We start from the raw sequence: 26,794 nt of genomic DNA, 5'->3' as shown, positions 1-26,794 counted from the left end.
AAGAATATAAAAAATAACTACCGCCAGCACGTCAACAATGGCGACAATCAAAGTTATTTTTTCAATAGTACTCATCAATTATTAATTTCGGAATTTCAAAATTACATATAATACTTATAAATTAACGAAATTTTAGGAGAGAAATTTTAAGTAAATATCATTACAAACTCTGGATTTCCATAATTTATCATATCTACAAAAATAGTAAAACTAAAAAGGGAGCACATGTGCTCCCTTTTACCATATTATTCCAGTTTGTAGGCTAATACAAATTAACGAAATAATGATTAGGTTCAACAAACATACGGTTTCACATAAAATATAATAAATCCTTTGTGTTAAAATCAACTATAAAAATAGTTAAAATTTCTTATTCCCTTCTGTAAACCTTCTTATTCCTAAACTGCCAGAAATAGTAATTATTGTATTAGCGACTACTTAATTTTTAAAATATCATTTTTTTAACTTAGGATGTAACCATAAAAAGCTCACGCATCCTATAAAAATAAAATAAAACCAGTATACATTAATTGGTTTTAATAACAGCTCCTTTTCTTGAGCTTCTGCAACATTATTAAAGTACGATTGACTATTTTTTAATAAATTACTATGCCTTTTTGTACTCCAATCATCATCCTTAAATACATAAAATTTAAAATCCAAAATGCTATCATCAGCTGATAATTTTAAATGATTCCAGCCCTCTTTCTCAGGATAAATCCTTGCTACATACTCGTCTGATATATCCGCATGTTGGAGTAATGCAATATGATGTTCTAAATTATCGGTTAGTGCTGGTCTTGCCAAAGCTGTTTTAATACGAATATCTACTGGGACATTAACTAAACCGATATCAGTTACTAATTGCCAGTTTACACTTTCCCATGATGGCTTAGCGATCTCTTTAAAAATATCTGTCCAAATTTCCCTGTACACCGGTTTGTTACCCTTTAAAAGCAATTGATACGTATTCTTAAAAACGCTGCTACCAACTTTCCCCCTACCTAAATACTGATAAACTGCCAGATTATCTTCGATCTCTAATAAAGAGTAAGTATTTGCTGTTTTCTGAAAGATATATGGATATTTATAAAGCTTAATCTGGGACTCATTATGCCACTTCATTTCTGGCAAACCATCAAATTGAGTGACAAAATTTACAAATGTTTTTTCCTTAAAATTATCTTCAACTTGCTGGACATAAATACCTAAACCATCTTTTTTAACGGCCGATTCCAAAATCTGCTTTTCATTTACAGAAAGCTGGCTAAAACCAGGTGTATCGAGGACTAAAACATCAAAATCCTTAAGAGAATCCTCAGTGATACCGGAAAAAACTTGTGTTTTAGTATTCAAATATTCATATTTAAAGCGATTGCTTGTTAACTGTGTTCTAATGGTAATTTGATGTCCCTCTTCTGCTAAGAAATTCTTGAGATACCGGGTTTCAAAATTTGGAAAATTATTGAGGATTAATATTCGCAATTTTTTGGGGGCATTAATCTTAACGGGAAGGGGCTCCTGTATTACCTGCTCCCCTATCGAATCTATAACTGTTAATTGATAAACAAATTCACCTGTAAGTTTAGTCACCGCATTCAGTTTAAATTCACCATCTATTATCACGGCTGAATCAAGCTTATTGCCGCCAAAATCCACTAAATAAACTTTATTACCAGGTTTTGATTTATAAAAATGAGCCCGAATGTTTACATTTTCACCTTGAAAAACTGTTTTTGAATATTTTATTTTATCAATTCCAGGTGGCAATTTAGAAGGTAGGTAAACTACATCCATATTTTCAAATTGAAACAGGTCGTATTCTTCAATACCATAACCCAATAGAAAAACCTTGGCCGTCCCTTCTAATTTTGGCTTTATAAAATCTCCTGATTTATAATCGACCGTCGTTATTTTAGGATATATTTTTTTTAAACTATCTAATTGGGTTTTATCGGCTCCACCAGTAATTACAATAGCTTTGTTACTATTTTTCTTATTTGGATAAGCCGGTCTTAATGCAATCGCGAGCAACGAAAAAATAGCTATTAAACCTATCGAAACTCTTAGATAAAAAACGCTTTTTCGAGTATTACCATATTCCTTATAGACCAAAGCGATGAACAAAACCACCCCACCTAAAAGATAAAAACTTAAAAGCCGATCATTTAGAAATGTAATATCACTGTTCATAAGCCTCCAATTCTTCCAACATTAATTGATCCAGATTGTTTTGATATGATCTGGATGGTATTGCTTTATCTTTTGGCTTTGGTAAGGCTTCCCACAAAGCATGCTGAATTTCCTGTAGATTAAAACCTTCAAGCTGGCCACCACCTAGCTTCTTTAAAGCTTTTAGAGTACCTAAAAATTGTCCCGGCTTTTCAATGGCTTCTCTTGCCAGCTCTATACCGGCTTCATTAAATATTTCTTTACTCCTTTGGCTTAATTTATCAGATTTACTTTCCTGTAATTTGCCTAATTCAGCAATTGCTTTCCTAATTCCTTCAAATATTAAATCCTGCTCATAATCCTGCGTTGTTTGATAGCTCCCCACATCTTTCAATTCACCCGTCAAACGCTTATCCTCTTTCAATGGTGGCGGATCAAAACCTATGCGATGTACATAGATGCGTGAACTATTTTTAATATTCTGGATTAATTCTAAGGCGCGATATTGGTACTCGAGTGAAGCTTTTGGCTCATAAATCCGTAACTGTAATTCGGCATCCCACATCTGGTTTATCGCCTGCCGCAACTGCGTTTTTAATGATTTTGCAAACAAAGTAGATTCTTCTGGATCTTCGTGATTATGTACATATTTTTCTAATGGATCTTCTTCCTCTTCTTCATGCCCATGTTCATGTTCTTCGACCAAGTTATGCTCATTATCACTATCGTGTCTATGCGAATATGCCGCAAGTAAATCCTCTTCGCCATCCAGACTTTCAGCATTTTCAGACGCCAGGCTTCCTTCGGCTTCATCTCCCATAAACTGCCCGTATTTTAAGCGCAAGGTTTTTTGATCAAAACCAAGATTATTGCTTCTGCTCTCAAATTCCTTTCGGCTAATCTCAGGTTTTTCATTGATAAGTTTTTCAGTATCAATAATAAGTTGACGTTGACTTCTAAAATAATCCGGCAGCAAATCAACCCCCATACCACTGGATTCCATATAATCCATTTTTACAGTGTCTTTAATCTCCGCAAAATAGGTTTCACTTCGCGTTACATTGGCTATTGGTTCCTTAAGATCTAAAGCTTCAACATAAAAATAAAGTTCATCTCCGGGTTCCATGTTCAGGCGATCCATATCTATCTCCTGAAAAATTTCCTGGCTTTTTGCACCCGAATTAATCGATTGCTGAAATTCTATTCTTTCTTCCCTAAATTTCACCGATTCCCCACTACCCTTGCTTACCGTAGCAATAATATATGCCTCGTCAATTCCGAAATCATCTTTTATTCTCGAGCTAAACTGAAGCTTTTTTTCATCGGAAAAATTAAATGATGTAAATTGATCTAAATTTTCAATCTCGATCACCGGGTTTTCATCCTCAAAAACGCTAATACCATGAAGATCTGAAATATATTCGTTACCCAACGAATCAAAATACCGGAAATTATAAACTACAGGTTCGTTGATTTTCTTGCCGATTTCAAATCGCTGTTTGTCGCCCTTCATTTTATAAGAATGAGATTGAAACTCTAGAATAACCGAATCAATTTTTTGATCAAAATCCACCGTCCAGTGTACCTGCGAATTTTGCAGGACTTCAATATCCATTTTATCACTGCGAAAGCTGCCGATTCTCGTATAATTTGGATACCGAATATCCAAAGCAGCATTTGCTATAGCCGGAGTATCGTTTTCTACAGAAGTTGAATCTGCCGCAGTAAACTTCACTGAAGGTTTTATCTGATTGTGTTGAAATTCAGTCATAGTACGCAGTCCAATTCCAAAATACTGAAGGCCAAAACCAATTAGCAGGCAACAAAACAATAGAATCACAATACTTTTAAATGATACCGGCGGTTGAAGTGTTTGAGACCGCTGCTGAAATCGCTGTGCAATTTTCTCCTTCTGTAATCGCCCAATATTGGATAACTCAACATCCTTTTTTAAAAGCAAAGCTGCACTATATTCAGCCTCAATAAAACGGGTATCTATAAATTTTACAACCTGCGTAAGCCCTATTTTAAATGGTTTTAATAACAAAATTGAAACGATCAATAGCGCTACAAAAACAATTGGCAAAATCCAAAATTTGATCTCTAGGCCACATAAAACAATTAATGGAGCCATGGCAAACCCTATAACTTTTAACCAGGCATAAAGCTGCCAGCGTTTTTTAAAATCTAAAAGAACTTTTGCTCCCTTTCTCATTGCTCCCTATGTTTTGAAACGATGCGTTCTATACTAAAAAACAATAAAAAGGCTAGCCAAAGCCAGGGTGTCAAATCCAATCGCACTATATAGCTTTTTTTAGATTGGGAGTTAAAAACAGGCGCTAAAAGTTCTTTGTCTATATTTCGAATATCAAACTCCGTAATTTTAGAATCTATTTTAGGATGTAAACCAATAAGCGGTAAAAGATTTTCAGCCAGATGCTCTTCTAAAATATTTTTTCTGTGTAGTGTATCTGTAAGCTTAAAAACACTGGGTTTTTCGGTCTTTTCGATTAATTTTTCAGCGTAGGCATCCGGCTTAAAAATTAAAATAGTATTACTAAATCCCGGTAATTCCTTTGCACTTAACCATATCAAAATTCCAGGATTTCTAACTGAATTTTCAATTTCAAAATCATTAAAAACAACCGGTCTTTTTAGATATTTCCCCAGTGCAGTAAATGAAGTTTTCAAATATTTAACCTGAGCTTCAATCATCAAATCGTCATAAAACTGAACACGTATCGTATCTAATTCATGGCGCAATACATTTTTAGTAATATGATAATTAGTGCTATCTATAGCAGCTATTCTTATTTTTGAAAATCGCCCTAAATTTTGTTGAATATTGAATTCTAATAACTCTAGCGAATCTTTAAACGAAGTCATTTCTATGATTTCACTAGTACTTTCTGTAGAATCGATAACAATCCAGTTTACTTTTTGCGCAATTTCGGGTCTTTTGCCATTAATTCCGCTTAATCTAGCTTTACTAAAAACTATAAGACTATCGCTATGCAGCTTAGAAAACTGCTGCGCCAATTGCCAATATTGGGGATTTTCAAATGCTCTTTCTCCAATATTAGACACTAAATTTTCTTTGTCATATTCAGGAAAATTTTCAGCGAATAAATACACTTCATTTTTATCCATTATCGAATCCAACGCTTCTCTTAAGCTTTTTAACTTCAATAGCGATGGTTCAACCACATATGCAATTTTAAGATTTGAGCGTTTTGCAATCGATACAGGAGATGCCAGAATAAAACAGACCAAACTGATTAAAATTAGCCGTAAAATCAATAAAAAAAATTCATTAAACTGCAATCTACTGCTCTTAGACGTCTGGCTTTCTTTAATTAGCCTTATGCTTCCTACTTTTATGGTTTTTCCCTCGCTCCTATTCCATAAATGAATAGCAATAGGAACCAAAAGCCCTAAAAGACTCCATAAATAAGTGGGGTTTACAAAAGACATTTACGCTAATTTAATTCGTTTTTTGAGGTATAATTTTAGAGTTTCCGTTAATGGTTCGTTCATTTTAAACAATTGATAATCAATCCCATTTCCAAGGAAGAAATCTTCGTTATCCTTTATACTCTTTTTCAGGTCTTTTAAATATTGGGCTTTAGCTTCTTTGGCAGTAATTTTTACTTTTTCGCCAGTCTCCATATCCTCAAAAGTAAGTGTGCCCTTATACTCAAATTCCATTTCCTGCTCCCCTATTATTTGGAGTACAGCAACTTCATTTCGATCTGTTTTTAGAGCTTTTGCAAATTCCTGCAACTCGCATGTATGCTGATGCATATCAGTAATAAAAAACACGATCTCTTTGCGATGATGACTATGAATTTGATTGAAAGAAGCCGAACTTTCCGGCCACTTTCCACGATTGTCGATCGCAATTAATTCGTGTAATAAGCGGTTAAAATCTTTTTTTACGGCTCTGGGATAAACAGCCCGTAATTCATGCTGATTCAATGCAAAAAGTCCAACATCATCTCCCTGGTCATACGCCAAATATGAAATAGATGCCACCATAATTCTCAAAAAATCCATTTTGGTAATCTTATGCTCACTGTGTCCCATCGAAGCGCTGGCATCCATAATAAATTTTACACTAATCTGAGATTCGATCTCCGATTGTTTGATGTAATAGCGTCCAGATCTGGCCAGCATCTTCCAGTCTAGCAAACGTAGGTCGTCACCAGCTTCGTAACCGCGATATTGACTAAATTCCATCCCGACACCAAGATGCCGACTTTTATTCAGGCCTTGCAAATAACTATCAACGATCACACGGGACATCAGGCTCAATCCTGAAATTTCCCGAACGATCTCTGGTTTTAAAAGTTCCTGATACGTATCCATCTAAAAAGCGATATTCTTTAATAGATCTTTAGTAACATGATCTGAAGTAATTCTTGCCGCTTCAGCTTTAAAATTTACGATTACCCGATGTCGCAGCACAGGGTAAGCTACCACATTAATATCTTCCTTCGTTACTGCCAGTCTTTTTTGGGATAATGCCCTGGCTTTTGCAGTTAAAATCATTGCCTGTCCTGCACGTGGTCCCGCACCCCAACTTACCCACTCTTTTACAAAATCAATGGTCGTTGTTTCTGGGCGTGTTGCCCTTACTATTTTACTTACGTAACCAATTAGATCATCGCTTATAGGCAGCTCTCTTACCAATTCCTGCAAACGCAAAATTTCTTCTCCGCTAATAACCGGATTGACCTTCTTTTTTACGGAACTCGTTGTACTTTTTAAAATACTGGTTTCTTCCTGCTCGCTTGGATATCCAATTTTAATGTATAAAAGAAAGCGGTCCTGCTGGGCTTCCGGCAAGGGGAATGTTCCCGATTGTTCAATAGGGTTTTGAGTGGCCAGAATAAAAAATGGCTTGTCCAGCTTATAGGTTTTTCCTGAGTAGGTAACTTCAAACTCCTGCATAGCTTCCAACAAAGCGGCCTGGGTTTTAGGGGGCGTTCTGTTAATTTCATCAGCCAGAATAATATTCGAGAAAATAGGGCCTTTATTAAACTCAAAAAACTTTTTACCGGTCGTATGATCTTCCTCTAAAATTTCAGTACCAATAATATCCGATGGCATAAGATCTGGTGTAAATTGAATCCTTTTAAACTTTAGCGCTATCGCATCAGATAAGGTTCTAATCATTAAGGTTTTTGCTAACCCTGGAACACCTTCAAGCAAAGCGTGACCTCCTGCTAGAAAAGTGATCAATAACTGTTCTATGGTTTCTTCCTGACCAATAATAATTTTCCCGATCTCCGTTTTTAGAAGGTCAATTTTGGTGGTTAGGTCTTTTACTTCTTTTTCAAGATTTAGTAATTCTTCATTCATATTTTAAAACTCTTATGCCGTAAGTGCATACATTACGATGTTTACACCAAAGCGAGTATTGTCTATTCGATAAAATCTTTTATTTCTAAAATCATAATCCCATTCACAACCATAATCTTTATTAGAATATAAGACGCCTATCTTTCCCTGGATCTCGATGGCTTTAAGATATTCGTGTACCAGATCGTCTCCCCAACCATTTAATTCTTGAGAAGTTGTTGGTGGACCGTCCTCAAACTCGAAAAAGCTGGAGTAAATCTCGTGATCGTTCGAAATCTTTTTTAAAGCCAGTGGGCCAAAAATTTCTTCCATTTGACGCTCGAAAGATTTAGCGAAAAGTCCGTCGATATCATGATTGCAATCATCTACAAATACGAAACCGCCATTTTCAACGTATTTTTTAAAATTATCACTTTCGGCTTTTGTAAACTGGACGAGTTTATGTCCCGATAAATAGCAAAACGGACAATTAAAAATTTCATCACTTCCCAACGAAATAATATTTTCCTGAGGATCCACGGGCAGTGTAGTGTATTCGATCAAAGAATTTAGTAGATTGGAAGGCATTCGTTGATCTACGTCCCAATCTCCCGATTCGTATTGTAACCTGGTAAAGAAAAAATCCTTATTCAAATTAAGGGGCTTCGTTTATGAATTTTCTTCTAGTTATACTAAATCCATAATCTCATAGAATTCTACGAGATTATGGATTTTACTTTTTTAGCTTAACATTAAACAGCATCTGAAAGACTGGTAAATGTAAAGTCTCTAATCTTCATGTATGGAATCAAATTTCCGTTTACTCGCACCTGCTCGCCTAAGGCTTCCAGGTTGTTCAACATAATTATAGGACTTTCATTAAACCGGAAGTTCTTTACAGGATATTTAATTTCACCATTTTCAATATAAAAAGTTCCATCTCTCGTAAGGCCAGTATAGAGCAAGGTTTGAGGATCTACAGATCGTATATACCAAAATCGGGTTACTAAAATTCCGCGTTTAGTACTTTTTATTAATTCTTCTCTAGACATGTCCCCACCTTCCATAATCATATTTGGTGGAAATGGCACCGGATCTACTCCACTTTTTGAGGCCCAATATCTGTCGTAGGCAAGATTTTTAACCACTCCATTTTCTAACCAGGATGTTTTTTTAAGCGGTAAACCATCCCCATTCCATGTTGCTGTAGGAACATCGGGATGTAAAGGATCACTCCAGATATTTACACGTTCGTCCACTATTTTCTCACCAAGCTTGGTGCCTCCGCCTTCTTTAGACATAAAACTACGACCTTCATCTGCTGTACGTGCGCCAAGAGAGCGGTACATATTTCGTAATAGATCTCCGGCAGCGGCAGGTTCTAAGATTACGGTATATCTCCCTGGTTCTATTGCCCTTGCTTTTTTAGAAAGCACCGCTTTTTCTATTGCGATTGCAGCAGCTTCCTCTGGATCGAACTTAGAAATATCATTATAATCCCTGGTTACCCAACCAGAACCTGTACCATCATTAGTTCGCATAGTTACTGTAAAGTCTACGTTGGTCGATTTATCATAAGCAAACAGGTCCTTTGAATTAAGCATTGCTCTAAAGGAAACGCCATCATCCAAAAATCCAGCTGCAGTGACTTCCTGTTCTGAAGCCGGTTGAATACTACTTGCAGCAACTTCAGCCCGATATTCTGGTTTAATGTTCGCTGTTGCCTCTACATAATTTACCGGCCTATCATAAGTTTGCGGTTCTAAAGGATCCATAAACTCTGGATTTTCAGGAGAAAGCTGTGCTAATTCTTCCGCCCTTTGTACCACACTTTTTAAAGATTCATCATCGAATTCATCGATGGTTGCCGTTCCGGATTTTTTTCCGAAGTTCGCCACTACCTGTAAGGATTGGTTGGATTGATGTCCTGCGGTAGAAACGGTATTTCTCGCATAACGAATATTGCCACTTTCGCTTCCACTTAGATACATTACGCAAGCATCTGCATTAGAAAAGCTCATTGCTTTTTCAAGAATTTCACGAGCTTCTTGTTCAGTATATATTGCCATTTTTTTATTTGTTAGGTTAGAGAATCTTAGATGCTTCTTCCTGTATTGATCACATTTACATCTTTAAATCGCGAAGTAGAACTACCATGAGAAACGGCACTAACCTGTGATGGCTGACCTTTCCCATCGAAGAACGAACCAAATAAACGATAATCGCTCTCGTCACAGATCTTCACACAGGAATTCCAGAACTCCTGCGTGTTTGACTGGTAAGCAACATCGTTTAGCATCCCTACGATTTTTCCGTCCTTAATTTCGTAAAAGATGGTACCTCCAAACTGGAAATTATATCGTTGTTGATCGATAGAATACGAGCCGCGACCTGCGATATAAATCCCTTTTTCTACATCTTTTATCATTTCTTCTACCGAATATTTTTCTTTGCCCGGCTCTAAAGAAACATTTGGCATTCTTTGGAACTGAACATCATTCCAGCTTTGTGCATAACAGCAACCGTGAGATTCGTTTTGATCGATAATTTTAACCTGATCTCTAATCGCTTCGTAATTCACTAAAATGCCATTTCTAATAAGATCCCATTTCTTGGTTTTCACTCCTTCGTCGTCGTAACCAACAGCTTCTAAAGAATGAGGTTGCGTTTTATCTGCTACGATATTTACCTTATCACTGCCATATTTAAAGTCGCCAGACTTCCATTTATCTAAAGTAGCAAAACTGGTACCCGCATAATTAGCTTCGTAACCAAGAACCCGGTCTAGCTCCAACGGATGTCCTACAGATTCATGTATAGTAAGTCCTAAATGGTTAGGTTCTAAAACAAGATCATATTTTCCTGGCTGAACAGATTCTGCTGTAAGCATTTCTTTAGCCTGTTTTGCCGCTAAAGTGGCATCTTCTATAATATCGTAGCTATTTCTATATAATTTTAAACCGGCCGGACCAACTAATTTTTCGCTTTCTAAACCATCTAAATATTCATAGCCCATTCCCATGGGTGCACTAAGAGCTGATCTGGATTTAAATTTTCCAGCTGTACGATCGATAGCGGTTACATCGAAAGTAGGCCAAATTCTATGAATATCCTGATCGATATAAGAGCCATCTGTAGAAGCAAAATATTTTTGTTCGTTCACCATGAACAAAGAGGAGTTCACAAAATTGGCTCCATTATTCATAGCGGCCGAATTCGCATCTAAGAGCAATTCTACTTTTTGAGACACCGGTACTTCTTTAAAATCTTTTTTTATTGGAGTTTTCCAGCTTACTTCACCAAACGCCTCCACCGGTGCTAATTGCACTGGTTCTTTCTGAATTTTAGCATTCGCTTTTGCAATGGCAACAGCCTGGCTGGTCGCTTTCTTGATTCCGTCTTCAGTCACGTCATTGGTAGAGGCAAAACCCCAGGTTCCATCAGCGATTACCCGAATACCTATACCAAATGATTCGGTATTCACCACATTCTGAACTTTATCTTCACGAGTAAAAACATATTGATTTAAATATCGCCCAATACGAGCATCTGCATAACTGGCTCCAAGATTTCTAGCTGTATTTAAAGCTACATCGGCAAGGATCTTTTTTGCAGCTACATCTAATCCCGGTTCCAAAAGGGCTTCAGCAGCAATATTACTTCCCATAGTAGAAAAAGGAAGCATCATGGCCCCTAAACCCATTCCGGTTAATTGGACAAAGTCTCTTCTTTTCATAAATTAAGTTTGTTTTGAGTTGGCTAACGTTTTAATGATTGGTTTCCCAGGTAAAAAAGAAAAGAGCGTAAACAGTTGTTTATCTCTTTATTAGTTTTCTATTCTTAAGAACTCCGTTATAATATTAACACTATAAACAAAATGAACCTATATTTTTCTCTTAAATTATATAAATTTAACACAATTACATCATTTAAATAGCCTTATTTCATATCTTTCTTGCTAAGTCTTTAAAATTCTAAAAAAACAAACTCCTGTAATTCTATTTTTTTTGCATAAAAAAACCTTTCAATAATTAAATTGAAAGGCCTTTTTTATATTGTTCCTAATAAGCTTATAAATTAGGAAGCTTATGTTTGGACGATGTGCTTACCTACGCTTCTTCCTGTTTTGCCTCTTCCTGTTGTGCTTCTTCGCTTAAGCTTTCTACAGCATCCATCATATTATATTTTTCCAGCTGCTCTTCTTCTCCAGTAAAATACGGAAATACATCTAAAATAGGTGATTCTACAATCGATGGTATACTATAATCACCCATGGTTTCTTCCATCGCCTTAGTAGTATTCTCAAAAGCCTCTTTTACATCATTAGCCTGCACCAGCATATAACTATTTGATTTTTTTTCTTTTCCGCTTTCTTCATCCATAGCGATTAAAGAAACCTTAGATTTAAACCAACGATCTGAATTATCAAAAGGATGAACCTCAGCGAAATTTGCGATTTTAATATTTTTAATCATAAAATCTTCACTGGTAAGCTTCTGCATTTCTTCAGTAATTCTGGTTTCAGCTTCAGTATAAGACACTGCATCCAGCAGATACACTTCGGTTACCACTTTCTGCTCGCCAGTTTCGTGTGTTTTTCTGTATTTCACCTTACATTCATACCAAATTACGCTCATGTCTTGAATTTTAAGAGCGCAAAAATAAAATTTAAAGTTTGCTAGGAAAGCAATCCTAAGATTAGATATTCACAAGTTTAAATTTTAAAAAAAGCTATCCTTTTTAATCAATATTAGGTAAAATCCTAAGCGATTCTTTTCCAATTGATTGGGAAGGGACGGTAGGAGTAGTACTGTAAAACTTCTTCTAAAGCCAGTTTCATCGCTTTGTTAATAGGAATTATTTTTCTCCCTAAATTAAAATCGATTTGCGCCAATTGTAAATAATAATCGCTAAAAACCGGTACCGGTAAATTTTCCTGAATCGCCTGCGATGTTTTCTGAAAAGCCACTGATTGCTGCTTTAATAATTTACAACTTACCAACTGAAGTTTCCCCAGTTTATCACGTTGCGCTGCATAGCCAAATAGTCTGCAAACCAAACCGCGCTCATGATACGCTGTACATCTGCCAGAACCACTCTCCAAACTCAAGGTTTTATATAAATGACAAATTTCGACAGTCGATAAATTTAGGTGATCCAAAGTTTCTTCAGCTTTTCCTGATAAAAAGCACTGAAATGCCCATGGTAAAAATTCTAGTGGTGATGCTTGAATACCTGGTTTTTCGCAACATTTCCCGCATCCGGTAGCGCAACTAAACCCAGCCTGAGCCTGAAAAGTATCAAGCTCTTCTGAAAGGGTTTCGAATAAACTTTCGACTGCCCTTACTTTTTCTTCTAATTTCATTCTGATCGCGAAATTAGTTGAAAATAGCATCTGTTTTAATAAAATCTCAAGAGGAAACTGTTAAATATCAAAATTGATAATATTTATAATTTAACTAGAATAAAACCCCAAAGGATAAAAATAGTAGCGCTGATTAGTTTAATAGAGTTATATTTCTTTTTCTGCATAGAAAAAACAGTCTCTAAAAATCATAAACTAATCAGCGTTATTTATAAGCTTATGTTTTTAATTCGCCCTGAAGCCCGGCGATATAAGGCTGATCGTAGAAACGTTTTCCGGTAGCTTTATATAAAGCATTAGCCAGCGCCCCAATAACCGGCGGAAATGGTGGTTCTCCCAATCCGGTTGGATCGATTCCATTTTCGATAAAATATACTTCGATACTTTTTGGTGCTTCCTTATGTCGTATTAAACGATAAGTATCGTAATTACTTTGTTGCGGCATACCGTCTTCAAAACTAATCTTACTATATAATGCATGCCCAATACCATCTATGGTTCCGCCTTCTACCATATTTTTAGCGGCATCTGGATTTACTACAATTCCGCAATCTACCGCGCAAACTACTTTATCGATAATCGGTTCGTTATTTTGGACTCTTAAATCTAAGATCTGAGCTACATACGAGTTATGACAATAATAAGCTGAAATTCCGCGATTACTATTTTGGTCTTGCCTTCCCCAACCCGATTTATCTCTTACCATTTCTAGCACGCCGGCAAAACGAGTCGCATCATAATCATTGTTTTCCCCTACCGGACTTTCCTTGGCTTTTTTCAATAGATCTAGCCTAAACTGAATTGGATCCTGACCGGTTTCTTCCGCTAACTCATCTAAAAATGATTGCTCGGCTCCGGCTATAAAATTAGACCTTGGTGCTCTAAAAGCTCCTATTGAAATATTACTATCCAAGGTCCAGCTTTCGGCTAAATAATTTTCAATTGCTCCGGCAGGAAAGCGATTGGCGAATAACGGACTTTCCTTTATTCCCCCTGCATTAACATGAAATGCAGTGATCTTATTATTAGCATCTAAAGCAGCTCTATAAGTTACGTGATATGCCGGGCGATAAACACCATCTGTCATGTCATCTTCTCTGGAATACACCAACTTAACCGGTGCGCCTGCTTTTTGAGATATTACCGCCGCTTCTACCAGAAAATTACCATATAAACGACGCCCAAAACCGCCACCCATCCTTGTCATTTGGATATCTATATTCTCAAGGTCTAAACCTAAGCGGGACTGGATGGTTTTCTCAGCATATTCGGGAGTTTGAATAGGGCCTAATAATTCGGCTTTATCCTCGGTGACATTGGCAAAAAAGTTCATGGGTTCCATGCAGTTATGCGCTAAAAACGGACAGGTATAGGAGCGTTCTATAATTCTTGTTGCTTTTTTAAAAGCAGTTTCCGGATCCCCGTCTTTTCGTATTGTTTCCGCTTTTTTAGATCCAACATCAGCCATTAAAGAAGTATGTATTGCTGAACTCTCTAAACCACTTACCTCTCCCATTCCTGCTGATTTTTCAAGAATTTCAATCTTTTTTGTCAGCTCAGGATTTAAATCCCATTCTACTTTTAAAGCTTTTTTGGCTTGCATGACCTGCCAGGTCGATTCTCCTAAAACAACAACCAACTTACTGAAGGCAGAAACATCACTCCATTGTTTTTGGAGCCCTTCTGGATAAGTATCGATGGTAAAGACATCTTTAATGCCTGGCATTTCTTTAATTTTATCGGCATCCATCGATTTAAATTCCATTCCAAATTTTGGAGGATGAACGATCATGGCCGTTAGCATTCCTTCTTTATAAGTATCTAAGCCAAAAAGCGGTTGCCCGGTTACGATCTTTTTAGCATCTACATTTTTTCTTGAAGAACCTATAATTTTAAAATCGTTTTTGGACTTTAAAATAACCTGCTCTTCCTCTGGAATTTCAATCTCAGCGGCAGCTTTGGCAATCTCTCCGTACGAAATTTTCTTATCGCTACCCGAATGCGAAATAATTCCGTCTTCCACGCTTAGTTCTTCCACCGGAACTTCCAGTTGCTTCGCAGCAGCTTCCAATAGCATATATCTTGCTGTTGCTCCTGCTCTTCTTAGCGGTTCCCAACCCTGGCGAATTGATTGACTACCACCGGCAAGCTGTCTTGAGTATAATTCAGTATTTAATGGCGCTTGTTCTACGATCACATTATTCCAGTCTACATCAAGTTCTTCAGCCACCATCATTGGCATCGAGGTTTTTACATTCTGACCAATTTCAGGATTTGGAGAATAAATTGTCACCACCCCATTATCGCCTATTTTTAAATAGCCGTTAAGTTCAAACCACTCATCGGGCATCTCTAAGGCCGTTTCTCCCACAGCAACTTCTTCACTGCGCTTGCAGGCCAACCAGTTAAAGCCAATAAGCAAACCACCACCGGCAATACCAACACTCTTTATAAAAGACCTTCTATTAACTGTTGTACTTTTCTTTGTCATTTCTCTGAGGTTAAATTAGGCTATTTGAGATTTTGAAGCAGCTTTGATCGCCGCTTTAATTCGGCTATAAGTTCCGCATCGACAAATATTACCATTCATGGCATTTTCTATTTCTTCGTCTGTTGGACTTGGATTGCTTTCCAACAATGCAGAAGCCGACATAATTTGCCCTGCCTGGCAATAACCGCATTGCGGAACGTCTATGTCTAACCAGGCCTGTTGTACTGGATGATCTCCATTTTCAGACAAACCCTCGATAGTTTTTATCTTACTTCCTTCTAAAGAAGAAATCGGTAGCTGGCAAGAACGTACTGCAGCACCATTAAAATGAACCGTACAGGCGCCACATTGGGCAATTCCGCAGCCATATTTAGTTCCTACTAAATGTAAATGATCTCTCAAAACCCATAATAGCGGGGTATTAGGGTCTACATCTACGGTTTTCTCTTCACCGTTGATATTAAGATTGAATTTCGCCATGACATAATTTTTTATAAAAATTACTAAAATTTTTCTTAAACGCTATTAAATATTAGCTATTTGGAATTGATTTAAATTAAACAGGATATTTTCATATATTTTTAAGAAGCTTTATTATAATCCAACTTCTCATATTTTCCATTCAAATATTCATGAGATTGGGTTGATTATATTCCTGTTTATTAGACTATTTTCATTTCTGTTTTTATAATTCTATAATTTTTAAAGGCTTTTTATTACTTATTCTTTATATTTCAGAAGAAATTTAATCAAACTCTTTTTTTAAGAATATGAAAAAACTTAAAATAACCACACTATTATTATTTGGTATAGGATGTTACGGTATTGGTTTTGCCCAGGTTGATGCGCCTAATACACCGCCAGAAGTATCTCCTATGCCCATGAAACCAGAAATGACTGAAATTTGGGAACCCCAGGTTAGTAAAATTACTCCGGGTGAAAAACCTGGTGATGCACCTTCAGATGCTATCATACTTTTTGATGGTGAAAATTTAGATCAATGGGTAAGTCAGACTGATACCGAAAAAGCAGCTCCCTGGGCTATAAAAGATGGTTATTTTGAAGTTGTTCCAGGCTCCGGCGGCATCCAGACGAAAATGAAGTTTGGCGATGCACAAATTCATATTGAATGGAGTGCTCCCGATAAGGTAGAAAATTCAGGACAAGGACGAGGAAACAGCGGATTGTTTCTTCAGAATAGATACGAGTTACAAATTTTAGATTCCTACAATAACCGCTCTTATAGCAATGGCCAGGCAGGAAGTATTTATAAAGATGCGCCACCACTAGTTAATGCCATGCGTTCTCCAGATCAATGGAATGTATACGATGTGATTTACACTGCTCCACGTTTTAAAGATGGCAAAATAGACCAAAAGGCAAAAATTACCGTGCTCCATAATGGCGTGGTCGTACAAAACAACACGACTATACAAGGCTTAACCCTTTATATTGGTTTACATAATTACCCTGAGGCGCACGAAGAAGATGTTATTGCTTTACAAGACCACGGTACCAAAGTTCAATTTAGAAATATTTGGGTGAGAAAATTATAAGTTGACGTTTAATTTTTTGAACAATGAGATCCGGCTAATTTATAGTCGGATTTTTTTTGATCTTGAGGTTGATGTTTTTAAAGTGGAAAGTTGAAAAGTTGAAGGTTTAAAGAAAGATCGATTTTCAAATTACCGTATTGCCACAGTTTTATTCATAAAAAAGATTTCTCCATTCTGCTACGATCTGGTCAAAATAACGAAAATTCATAATTCAATACCTTATCCGGATTACTGGATCCTGTGTCTTGATTCTCAATTATCAAATCAATACATTTTCAAATTAAGGATTTATAACATACAATTCCCGGTTGACAGATTTTTGCTAATTGTAAATTGTCTACATCGACCATAAGCTCACAATCCCATCGTGCCAGAAGCAGAGAGATCGATCTCAACATAAAAATAGATGTATTGGCTAAGTTTTATTGCGGTCTAACTAACGCTCAACTCTACTCATTGTTTATCGTTTATTGCTTATTGTTCAGTGCTCATTATAGATCTTCTTTCAATAATTTCCAGACATTATTCGCCAAAATTTGTTGCCCTTCGGCTGTGGGATGAATACCATCTTCCTGATTTAATTTTGGATCTCCGGCAACACCTTCCAATAAAAAAGGAATAAGCTCTAAATTATATTGCTCTGCTAAATCAGGGAAAAGTGATCTAAATTCAGAGGTATATTCCTCTCCCATATTTGGGGGAATTTGCATTCCGGCCAGAATAATTTTTACTTCAGGGTTTTTCTCCCTTGCCGTATTAATAATCTGTTCTAAATTACTCTTGGTTTCCTTTAACGACACACCACGTAAACCATCATTGGCACCAAGTTCAATCACCAGAACATCCACATTTTGCTTAAAAACCCAATCAAGTCGGTTTAATCCACTTGCGGTGGTTTCACCACTTAATCCTGCATTCACCACGCTATAATCCATCCCCAGTGAATCCATTTTTTTCTGAATCAGCGCCGGATATGCTTCTGTAGTATCCAAGCCTAAACCTGCGGTTAAACTGGTTCCAAAAAATAACACGACTGGCGCTTCTTCAGCTTTATTTTCTTCAGAAGCAGTTTCAGTAGAAACTTTTTCAGAAGAAGACCCAGACTGCTTTTCTTCGTTTTTGCAGGAATTAAAAAAAATAAGGCAAAAAATCGCTACGATTAGTTTACTAAGATTGGTTATTCTCATGGTCAATTTTTTTCAAAAGAAATTTAAACAAGTTTAGGGATAAATCTCAGAAGGTCTTAAAATCATTTCTTATTTTGTACGTTCTTGAATATTCTGTTTTTAAAAATACTGAATCAGGAACCTTGGGTTATTATATCCTTTTGGCGATGCCAATAAAAACATAACATCTAATTTTTAGAGCCCCACAGCATACAATGACAAAGATATTAAACCTTACCAACCTGGAGAAGAGCTACGACAGCGGAAGTAAAAAACTCCAGATTTTGCATGATATTAATTTCGAAGTTGAAGCCAAAGAAACCTTTGCGATCGTTGGCCCATCGGGTAGCGGAAAAACGACTTTATTAGGACTTTGCGCAGGTTTAGACCAGATTGACAAGGGTGAAATCGAATTATGTGGCATACAATTAAGCAGTCTTTCTGAAGATGACCTGGCCTCGCTACGGAATCAAAAAGTGGGGTTTGTTTTTCAAAATTTTCAATTATTACCCACACTTACCGCATTAGAAAATGTGGCGGTTCCGTTAGAATTACAAGGAAACAAACAGGCTACAGAAAAAGCTAGAGCATTACTGAAGAAAGTAGGTTTAGACCATAGAATGAATCATTATCCTTCACAACTTTCTGGCGGAGAGCAACAACGGGTAGCTTTAGCCAGAGCTTTTTCTAACGATCCTGAAATTCTTTTTGCTGATGAACCTACCGGAAATCTGGATGCTGAAACCGGGAAAAAAGTAATTCAGTTATTATTTGAATTAAATGCCGAGCTGGGTACTACTTTAGTGATTGTAACCCATGATATGGAATTGGCCAAAATGACCCAGCATATTTTAGAAATTAAGGGTGGGAAAATAGTATCTGACCAGAAAACAGGGATTTAAATGCAGCAAATTAAGACTCAACAACCAGGATTTTCCTGGCTGCTAACAATGGCCTGGAGAGATGGAAAGGCCAGTAAACGCAAGCTTTTGCTTTTTATGGCTTCTATTGTTTTGGGAATTGCCGCCGTGGTTTCTATTCAATCTTTTGGAGAAAATTTACAGGATAATATTGCGTTACAATCTAAATCCCTAATGGGTGCCGATTATACCATAGATATGAATCATCCGCCAAGCGAGCGGGTAACTGAAATCATGGATTCTCTGGGTATCGATTCACGCGAAATTAGTTTTGCCTCCATGGCTGCTTTTCCTAACAAGACAGGAACAAAATTTGTAAGCGTTCGTGGTATTGATAAGGGGTTTCCTTTTTATGGAGAACTGGAAACCACACCTAAATCTGCAGCTTCAGACTACCAAAATCAAAATGGCGCTTTAGTAGATGCTACTGTGATGCTTCAGCTCGACATTGCAGTAGGTGATAGTATTAAAATTGGCGACATCATATTCCCTATTTTAGGAGAATTAAAGCAGGCTCCCGGTAGTTCTTCACTTTTTGGAGCGATAGCGCCACCGGTGATTATTCCGTATAAATTTATAGAGCAAACCGGACTCATACAAACCGGAAGCCGTATTAATTACGACTATTATTTTGTAGCCGATAAAAAGACCAATCTTAAACTTTTAGATGAAAAAATTGCTCACCAATTAAAGCAAGAAGATGCCGATCTTGATACCCATCTATCAACCAGTGAGCGATTAGGTAAACGTTATGAAAACTTCGGAAAGTTCCTAAATCTTGTTGCTTTTATTGCTTTATTATTGGGGTGTGTGGGAATTGCCAGCGCAATTAATATTTACATCAAGGAAAAATTAAAATCGGTTGCGGTGCTAAAATGCCTGGGGGCTTCTAGAAAACAAAGTTTTTTAATCTTCTTGATTCAGGTTGCTTTTATAGGCTTTTTAAGCGGAATTTTAGGAAGTATTCTAGGCGTAATTTTACAATATGCTTTTCCGATAATTTTAGAAGGTTTACTCCCGGTAGAAATAGCTTTATCGATTTCACCCAGGGTAATTTTAGCCGGAATCGTATTGGGTATTTTAATGTCTGTTTTATTTGCATTGTACCCTCTTGTAGGTACACTTTACGTATCACCGCTTCAGGTTTTACGTGTTCAGGAAAATACAAGTTCAAAATCACGAAAAGCACTTTTAGGAATTTCAATATTGATTATTTTATTTTTATTCCTCTTCTCATTTTGGCTCCTTAGAAACTGGCAATATGCATTGTCATTCATTACTGGTGTATTAGTCACTTTTGCGATTTTAGCCGGTATTGCTAAGGTATTTATGAATCTTATCCGAAAATTTTTCCCTGAATCCTGGAGTTTTGTTTCACGACAATCCCTTCGGAATTTATTCAGACCTCAAAACCAGACCTTGATCCTGATTTTGGCAATTGGCATTGGTACTTTTTTAATCAGTACACTTTATTTTAGTAAAGATTTATTACTCGCACAGGCTACCTTAGATAATAACAACACCAGTGCCAATATGATTTTGCTGGATGTACAAACAGGCCAGACGAAAAACGTGTCTAAAACTATAGCTTCGCAGGATTTACCTGTAATCGAAGATATCCCAATCGTTACGATGCGCGTACAAAATATTAAGGGAAGATCGGTAAATGAGATTCGGGAAGACAGCACTTCTACTATTAACGGGTGGATTTTAAGCCATGAGTTTCGTGTGACCTACCGGGACTCTTTAATTGCTTCGGAAAGTATTGAAAATGGAGAGTGGATTGCTGAAGTTGAAAATCCTGAAATGATCCCGATATCGGTAAGTACAAATTTTGCTGAAGATGCTCAGGTTGAAGTTGGCGATCAGGTCACTTTTAATGTACAGGGTGTTTTAATGAAAACGAAAATTGCCAGTACCCGACTGGTCGATTGGGGACGGATGCAGACTAACTTTTCTATTGTTTTTCCAAAAGGTGTTTTGGAGCAGGCACCACAATTTCATGTCATAACGACAAAGGTCCCCGATGCACAAAAGTCGGCTGAAATTCAGCAATTATTAGTCAAAAATTATCCAAACATTTCGATTTTAGATTTACGCCAGGTATTGAGCATAATCGAAGGATTACTGGACAAAATAAGTTGGATCATCAATTTTATGGCCTTTTTTAGTATTCTTACGGGAATTATTGTTCTATTAGGTGCGGTTAGAACCAGTAAATATCAACGCATTAAAGAGAGTGTCCTGCTTAGAACAATAGGTGCTAAAAGTAACCAGATTCTTAAGATTGCAGCCCTAGAATATATTTATTTGGGGGTTTTGGGAAGTTTAAGTGGAATTTTATTATCACTAATAAGTAGTTTATTATTAGCCTGGTTGGCTTTTGAAACCACCTTTATTCCATCCTGGATTCCGTTTGGAATTTTATTCCCGGGGATTACTTTACTGGTTTTAATTATTGGATTGGCAAATAGCCGTAGTGTGATAAAAAACCCACCGCTACAGGTACTGCGGCGGGAAAGTATATAAACTTATTTATTAATTTCATTTAATTTAGTTTCTGATTCATAATAAAATTCGGTTGTCCAAATACCCTTTTTTCTGAAACTTGCACCAGATGATTGATCTTTATAGGTAATTTCATAAGGTACTTCAATAGTATACCTGTTGATATTATAAGTGATCTCATACTCTGTTTGTGGTGGAATTTTGAGGTCAGATTGCCCTGAAATCTCCACATTTCTTTTCCACTCACTATTTTCAGCATATGTTATCATTTTATCCCAGCCATGACTAACGTTGATTTCATCGTAAATGACTTCAATAGCAGGCAATCGTATTTCTATTTGATTATTCTTTAAAGGCATTAAAACTTGTTGGTTATTTTCGATAAAAGAAGCATGTAGCGTATCAGGATATTCATCATAAACAGTTACTTCCTTAAATTCATTGGTAGGGTTAGTTACCGTATCCTTAGAAAATGTTATCCACTCACTATTCATAACTTTTCCGGCTTCAGTATCAAATTGTATATTTTCAATTTCAAAATCACCTTTGGGAATAATTTCAAATTGTTGATTTTGCGTATCTTTTTTTGAAGAAAGATAAATCGAATTTTCTGCCGTTTCTAAAACAAAATTTTTCTCATTTTCACCTAATGTAGCATTTTCAATTAATGAATAATGATTGTTTTCACTAGCTATTAAACGCCAATATTGAGTATCCTGAAGTGTATTATTTTCAGCAGCATCGAAAATTACAGGAACTAATAACTCTTCTTTAGAGTTCATTGATTGTACTCCGATATTTTCCATTTCTATTACCGAAATTAATGAAAGTGACCTTGAAACCTCATCCTTTTCTGAAATACCAAATAATAGTTGTTCATTTTCTTCATCAAAATCGGTTAATGTCAACTTATTATCTGATCTTTTTGTAGATAAATAGGTATTAGAAGCCACGGCTTTTACATAAAAAGGAATACCTATAAGATCCTGCCATTCTTCAAGGTTATACTCTGAAGTGGTTGGATCGTTAACAAAGTAATTATCAGAAACTTCAGAAAATCTCGTCTCATGATCATCATCGCTACAGGAAAAGAAGAAAACCGCTAAAATTGCAAATAGGAAATAATTATTTTTCATTATATTTTAATTAGATTATATCTACATTAAGGTGAGTCTAAGAATCTTTCAATCGCAAAACCTAATATATAACGGTTATAATTGAAAAAAATTATTTTGTAACCAATTATAATATTGGTCGTCGTATAGGTATACATCTCTTTAAAAACCTCGATGAGTTACCCAATCAACGAGGGATTAATAAATGGCCAATGCGGTCTTACTTAAACCATCAATCATGAAAAAACGACAGTTATTATGCTTTGCATTTATTTTACTAAAAGCTACACTCCTACCTGCGCAAAGTCAAAATTTAAAGCTAAATCAACCAATCTCAGCACAATTAGAAACTTCAGAAGATTCTAAATCCTTTACGATAGCGTTGGATTCTGCTTACTTTGTTTACGGTAAAATCGACCAAAACAGTGTTGACGGTATTATTAAACTATATTCTGAAGAAAATAAATTGTTAGAAGAATTTGACGAAACCGGAAAAGGCCCGGACTTCTTCAGTTTTACCACCAATAAAAAAGGCGATTATCGTTTGGAAGTAGCTCCTTTTAAAAAAGATTCTGGTGCTTTTAGCATAGAGATCTTAACAGCCGAGCCTCTGGCCAAAACACCAGAGGGAAAAGTAGATCAATTACTTATAGGCTATTCCGGTGATGTTCCGGGAGCCGAAGTTTTGGTATTGAAAGATGGTAAAACACTTTTAGAAAAAGCCTACGGGATGTCGAATCTTAGCTATGAGATTCCGTTTAAAACCTCAACGCCAACAAACATAGGATCTACTTCTAAGCAATTTACCGCCATGGCTATTATGTTGTTGCAGCAGCAGGGGAAATTAAATATTGATGATGATATTCGAAAATATATCCCTGAATTACCCGAATTTGAACAGAAAGTGACGCTGCGTAACTTCTTAACCCATACCAACGGATATCGTGAATTTTTAAATCTTTTTAGCCTTACCGGGAGTGATCTTACCCTCCCAATTAGTGAAGAACAAATTATTAGAAGCATCCAAAATCAACCAAAATTACAAAACGAACCGGGAACAAAATTCAATTATAACAATACCGGGTTTATTTTACTTAGCCTGGTAGTAGAGCGAGTTACCGATACCCCTTTTCCACAATGGATGAAAGAAAATATCTTTGAACCTTTAAATATGAAGGATACTCGTGTTAGAGCTTCTAATGACGAAATTATTCCAAATCGAGCCGCTGGTTATAAAATTGGAGACTCTGGTAAATATGTAGAAGTTGAAGATTTACAATATTCTCGTGGTGCGGGCGGAATTTATACCACACTACCAGATTTAAAAAATTGGATCCAAAATTTCAAGTCTCATCAATTGGGGGGTGAAGAAATTTATAAGACCATGACCACAGCATTTGTATTAAAAGATGGGGATACATTGGATTATGGATTTGGACTTTCCATCGATAAATACCATAACAAAACCAGAATTCATCACGGTGGCGCTGATGCTGCGCACCGGTCTATGCTTATGTATTTCCCTGAATTTGATGCTGCTGTAATTACTGAAAGTAATAATGCATCTTTCAACAGTGCAGGAATAGCTAATAAAATAGCCGATATTTATTTTGAAAATGAGTTTAATGATGCCAAGACTTTAAAAGAAGGTGAATATAACATTGCAAAGTTTGAAAAACTATTAGGTGAGTATGCCCTAGATGAATCTCCCGATTTTATCCTGAGTTTTATGAAGGAAGGTGACCGAATTTATACCCAGGCTACCGGACAGCCTGAAATAGATCTTATTGCCGAATCTGATTCGGTTTTTAAAATTAAAGGTATAGAAGCACGTGTGAAATTTAACCTGAATGAAGATGGTACTGCTAATAGTTTAACGTTGATGCAAAATGGTATTCATACCGCAACCAAGATCTCTTCAGATAAAAACTCAGAAGATTTTGTCTACGAAACCTCAAAATTCGATAAACTTTTGGGCAAATATGCTTTAGAAGAAATGAAAACCTTCGTAATGACTTTTATGAAAGATGAAGATCGAATTTATGCTCAGGCTACCGGGCAACCGGAATTTGACCTTGTGGCCGAATCGGACTCACTATTCAAAATAAAAGGAGTTAACGCTAGGGTTAAATTTCATCTAAATGAGAATGGAACGGCAGATTCATTAACCTTAATCCAAAACGGACTACATAAAGCCAAAAAAATAAAAACTTCGGAAAATGTAGACCTAAAAAATTTCAAAGGAAATTTTTACAGTACTGAAATTGAAACCGTTTACCACATCAATTTAAAAAACGATCAATTAGAAATTTCCAGCTTTCTATTTCCCGAAAATTTGAAATTAGAATATACCACCGAAGATAGCTTTGCCACAGGTTTTCCTGTTCAGGCCATAAAATTTATACGAAACAGTAAAGATAAAATTATAGGATTTGAAGTGGATAATGGCAGAACCAGCGGAGTACGATTCGATAAAATGAATGAAGAGTTTCTAATGCAAAAACAAGAATACTAGATTAGTGATTAACAACTTAAAAAGGGGAATAATCCCCTTTTTTAAGTTGTTAAAAATACTTTAAATTTATAATCCTATTGATTTAAACAACCTATAACCAACCAATGATGCAAAAGATCACCAAAAGAGACCTTAAATTTCTATTGTTCGGATTTTTCTGCTATTTCATGCTAAACGTCGTATTAGACTGGAATGAAAATTCAGAAGCTTTTATAGAAGGTTACAATGACGGTAAAGCTTATTTTATAGAAACAAATGACTAGGCATGAGGGCTTTCTTAAAAAAGAATATCTCAATCTTAAGTCTTTGCTTTCTGCTTTTGCTCTACCTGCTTCTTATGTTTTTTAATTTTAAAGATGAAAAGCGTAAAAGCTTTTTACATGAAAAAACTTCTATTACTCCGGCCGTTATCAAAGCTAAAATTGTTAACCATGATTAACAATTTGGAAGTTTTTCCTGTCTTTTAAAAAATCTTCTTGAAATAGGATAAAGCATTAATCCGGCAACTAAGAAGAGTAAAAAAGCAATTTTTAATCCAAATAATTCAGCTAAATATCCTACCAATGGAGGGCCAAGTAACATTCCCGTTACACTATATGTGGTTACTATAGAAATGGCCATCCCAGGACTGTATTTTGGCGATTCCCCAGCCAATCCCATCGTCATTGGCATGACAGCTGCTATTCCTAAACCAACCACACTAAACCCTATTAAAGCAGGCCAGAAATATGGAAATAAAACAACAGTTAAAACACCACAGACCACCATTAAAGAACTAACGATATAGGTTTTTGGCATTCCAATTTTTTCAACTATCAAATCAGAGAAAAACCTTGAAAGTGCCATAAAAACCATAAAGGTTAAATAACCTAGAGTAAAAATTTCTTCGCCTACCACTTCTTTAAAATAAACTCCGCTCCAATCAAACATCCCCCCTTCACATAAGGCAGCGAAAAACACCATTAGTCCTAAAATAAAAATATAGCCATCTGGTTTGCCTAATTTAAGTTTACTGCCACCCGTTGTTTTGTCTCCGCTAAGTAAAAAATTAAAACTACTCCCTATACATACCAAACTTACAACGCCAACAATACTAAGATGTATCGGCATATCTATGCCAAACTTTACCATAAAAGTAGATAACGCTACCCCTATAATACCACCACAACTCCATGCTGCATGAAAAGAACCAATAATCTTACGGAGAAAAGATTTTTGTAAACTTATGGACTGAGTATTCATAGCAATATTCATTATTCGCATCGCAAATGCAAAAAAGAACATGCTTATCATTAAACTGTAAATACTGGAAGACCATCCGATACCGGCTAAAGACAAAGAAATAAGAATAATCCCGGCAAAAAGGGGGCTACGGCTATCGAATTTTGATACCAGCCATCCCGAAATTGGTAAACCTACGATATTACCAAAAGGCATCACTAAAAGCAAGCTTCCCAATTCGGCTTCACTAAGATTGTATAATTCTTTAACAGATGGAATCCTGGAGGCCCAGGTAGAAAATGAAATTCCACTAACAAAAAAACAGATACTTAAGGCGATACGATGTCGATGTCTTGCTTCCATTATTAAAACTAAAAAAAACAAATATCAGGAATTACTATAACATAGACTTCACATAAAAT

20 protein-coding genes are annotated in these 26,794 nt (G+C 36.2%); 5 read left to right on the top strand and 15 right to left on the bottom strand.

Translation table 11 applies throughout. The annotated features are described in order from the left end of the window. Positions 1 to 453: 453 nt before the first annotated feature. The 12 genes from AC13DP_RS12015 to AC13DP_RS11960 form a co-directional block, all read right to left on the bottom strand. Positions 454 to 2,193, bottom strand: a complete 1,740-nt coding sequence (locus AC13DP_RS12015) for a hypothetical protein (protein WP_347407596.1) — start codon at positions 2,191 to 2,193, stop codon at positions 454 to 456. Then, on the bottom strand, positions 2,183 to 4,387 hold the full coding sequence (locus AC13DP_RS12010; RefSeq protein WP_347407597.1) for a tryptophan-rich sensory protein: 2,205 nt from the start codon (positions 4,385 to 4,387) through the stop codon (positions 2,183 to 2,185). The genes AC13DP_RS12015 and AC13DP_RS12010 overlap by 11 nt, the downstream gene beginning before the upstream one ends. Beyond that, positions 4,384 to 5,646, bottom strand: a complete 1,263-nt coding sequence (locus tag AC13DP_RS12005; RefSeq protein ID WP_347407598.1) for a BatA domain-containing protein — start codon at positions 5,644 to 5,646, stop codon at positions 4,384 to 4,386. The genes AC13DP_RS12010 and AC13DP_RS12005 overlap by 4 nt, the downstream gene beginning before the upstream one ends. Next, positions 5,647 to 6,540: a DUF58 domain-containing protein gene (locus AC13DP_RS12000; RefSeq protein ID WP_347407599.1), complete on the bottom strand. Its 894-nt coding sequence runs from the start codon at positions 6,538 to 6,540 to the stop codon at positions 5,647 to 5,649. It abuts the gene before it with no gap. Next, positions 6,541 to 7,536, bottom strand: coding sequence for an AAA family ATPase (locus tag AC13DP_RS11995; protein ID WP_013071375.1), 996 nt, complete (start codon positions 7,534 to 7,536; stop codon positions 6,541 to 6,543). It abuts the gene before it with no gap. A 12-nt stretch (positions 7,537 to 7,548) separates the two neighbouring features. Further along, positions 7,549 to 8,169 (bottom strand): DUF4159 domain-containing protein, encoded by a 621-nt coding sequence (locus AC13DP_RS11990; protein ID WP_013071374.1) that lies wholly within the window; start codon positions 8,167 to 8,169, stop codon positions 7,549 to 7,551. Positions 8,170 to 8,267: 98 nt separating this feature from the next. Continuing rightward, complete coding sequence (locus tag AC13DP_RS11985; RefSeq protein WP_483067880.1) at positions 8,268 to 9,584, bottom strand: TldD/PmbA family protein; 1,317 nt, start codon at positions 9,582 to 9,584, stop codon at positions 8,268 to 8,270. A gap of 26 nt (positions 9,585 to 9,610) precedes the next feature. Beyond that, entirely contained in the window at positions 9,611 to 11,251 is a 1,641-nt protein-coding gene (locus AC13DP_RS11980; RefSeq protein ID WP_483067879.1) for a TldD/PmbA family protein, read from the bottom strand. 373 nt (positions 11,252 to 11,624) lie between these two features. Further along, on the bottom strand, positions 11,625 to 12,152 hold the full coding sequence (locus AC13DP_RS11975) for a DUF4494 domain-containing protein (RefSeq protein ID WP_272958316.1): 528 nt from the start codon (positions 12,150 to 12,152) through the stop codon (positions 11,625 to 11,627). A 125-nt stretch (positions 12,153 to 12,277) separates the two neighbouring features. Then, positions 12,278 to 12,880, bottom strand: coding sequence for a YkgJ family cysteine cluster protein (locus AC13DP_RS11970; protein ID WP_013071370.1), 603 nt, complete (start codon positions 12,878 to 12,880; stop codon positions 12,278 to 12,280). Between the two features lie 217 nt (positions 12,881 to 13,097). Further along, complete coding sequence (locus AC13DP_RS11965) at positions 13,098 to 15,371, bottom strand: xanthine dehydrogenase family protein molybdopterin-binding subunit (RefSeq protein ID WP_013071369.1); 2,274 nt, start codon at positions 15,369 to 15,371, stop codon at positions 13,098 to 13,100. Positions 15,372 to 15,386: 15 nt separating this feature from the next. After that, positions 15,387 to 15,851, bottom strand: a complete 465-nt coding sequence (locus AC13DP_RS11960) for a (2Fe-2S)-binding protein (protein ID WP_483067878.1) — start codon at positions 15,849 to 15,851, stop codon at positions 15,387 to 15,389. A gap of 290 nt (positions 15,852 to 16,141) precedes the next feature. On the opposite strand from AC13DP_RS11960, the gene AC13DP_RS11955 reads away from it, so the two are divergent. Further along, entirely contained in the window at positions 16,142 to 16,927 is a 786-nt protein-coding gene (locus tag AC13DP_RS11955; RefSeq protein WP_347407603.1) for a 3-keto-disaccharide hydrolase, read from the top strand. A 491-nt stretch (positions 16,928 to 17,418) separates the two neighbouring features. Here the strand turns inward: AC13DP_RS11955 and AC13DP_RS11950 are convergent, their stop codons facing one another. Beyond that, the gene (locus tag AC13DP_RS11950) at positions 17,419 to 18,114 is read right to left on the bottom strand and encodes an arylesterase (RefSeq protein ID WP_483067877.1); all 696 of its coding nucleotides are present in this window, start codon (positions 18,112 to 18,114) and stop codon (positions 17,419 to 17,421) included. 194 nt (positions 18,115 to 18,308) lie between these two features. Here AC13DP_RS11950 and AC13DP_RS11945 point away from each other — a divergent pair, with 194 nt between their 5' ends. Next, a complete protein-coding gene (locus AC13DP_RS11945) occupies positions 18,309 to 18,995 on the top strand; it encodes an ABC transporter ATP-binding protein (protein ID WP_483067876.1) in 687 nt (228 codons plus the stop codon). After that, entirely contained in the window at positions 18,996 to 21,542 is a 2,547-nt protein-coding gene (locus tag AC13DP_RS11940) for an ABC transporter permease (RefSeq protein ID WP_483067875.1), read from the top strand. A gap of 2 nt (positions 21,543 to 21,544) precedes the next feature. On the opposite strand, the gene AC13DP_RS11935 is transcribed toward AC13DP_RS11940, so the two are convergent. Beyond that, positions 21,545 to 22,657: a hypothetical protein gene (locus AC13DP_RS11935; protein WP_483067874.1), complete on the bottom strand. Its 1,113-nt coding sequence runs from the start codon at positions 22,655 to 22,657 to the stop codon at positions 21,545 to 21,547. Positions 22,658 to 22,874: 217 nt separating this feature from the next. Between AC13DP_RS11935 and AC13DP_RS11930 the strand changes: the two genes are divergently transcribed. Beyond that, positions 22,875 to 25,151: a serine hydrolase domain-containing protein gene (locus AC13DP_RS11930; RefSeq protein WP_483067873.1), complete on the top strand. Its 2,277-nt coding sequence runs from the start codon at positions 22,875 to 22,877 to the stop codon at positions 25,149 to 25,151. 104 nt (positions 25,152 to 25,255) lie between these two features. Next, positions 25,256 to 25,414, top strand: a complete 159-nt coding sequence (locus tag AC13DP_RS11925) for a hypothetical protein (RefSeq protein WP_228251061.1) — start codon at positions 25,256 to 25,258, stop codon at positions 25,412 to 25,414. A gap of 172 nt (positions 25,415 to 25,586) precedes the next feature. Here AC13DP_RS11925 and AC13DP_RS11920 read toward each other — a convergent pair whose 3' ends face one another. Next, the gene (locus AC13DP_RS11920) at positions 25,587 to 26,735 is read right to left on the bottom strand and encodes an MFS transporter (protein WP_347406706.1); all 1,149 of its coding nucleotides are present in this window, start codon (positions 26,733 to 26,735) and stop codon (positions 25,587 to 25,589) included. Positions 26,736 to 26,794 lie beyond the last annotated feature (59 nt).

The organism is Zunongwangia sp. L-65, assembly GCF_056859415.1.
The sequence above is the reverse complement of the archived record's forward strand: the minus strand, read 5'-3'. Positions and strand labels throughout refer to the sequence as shown.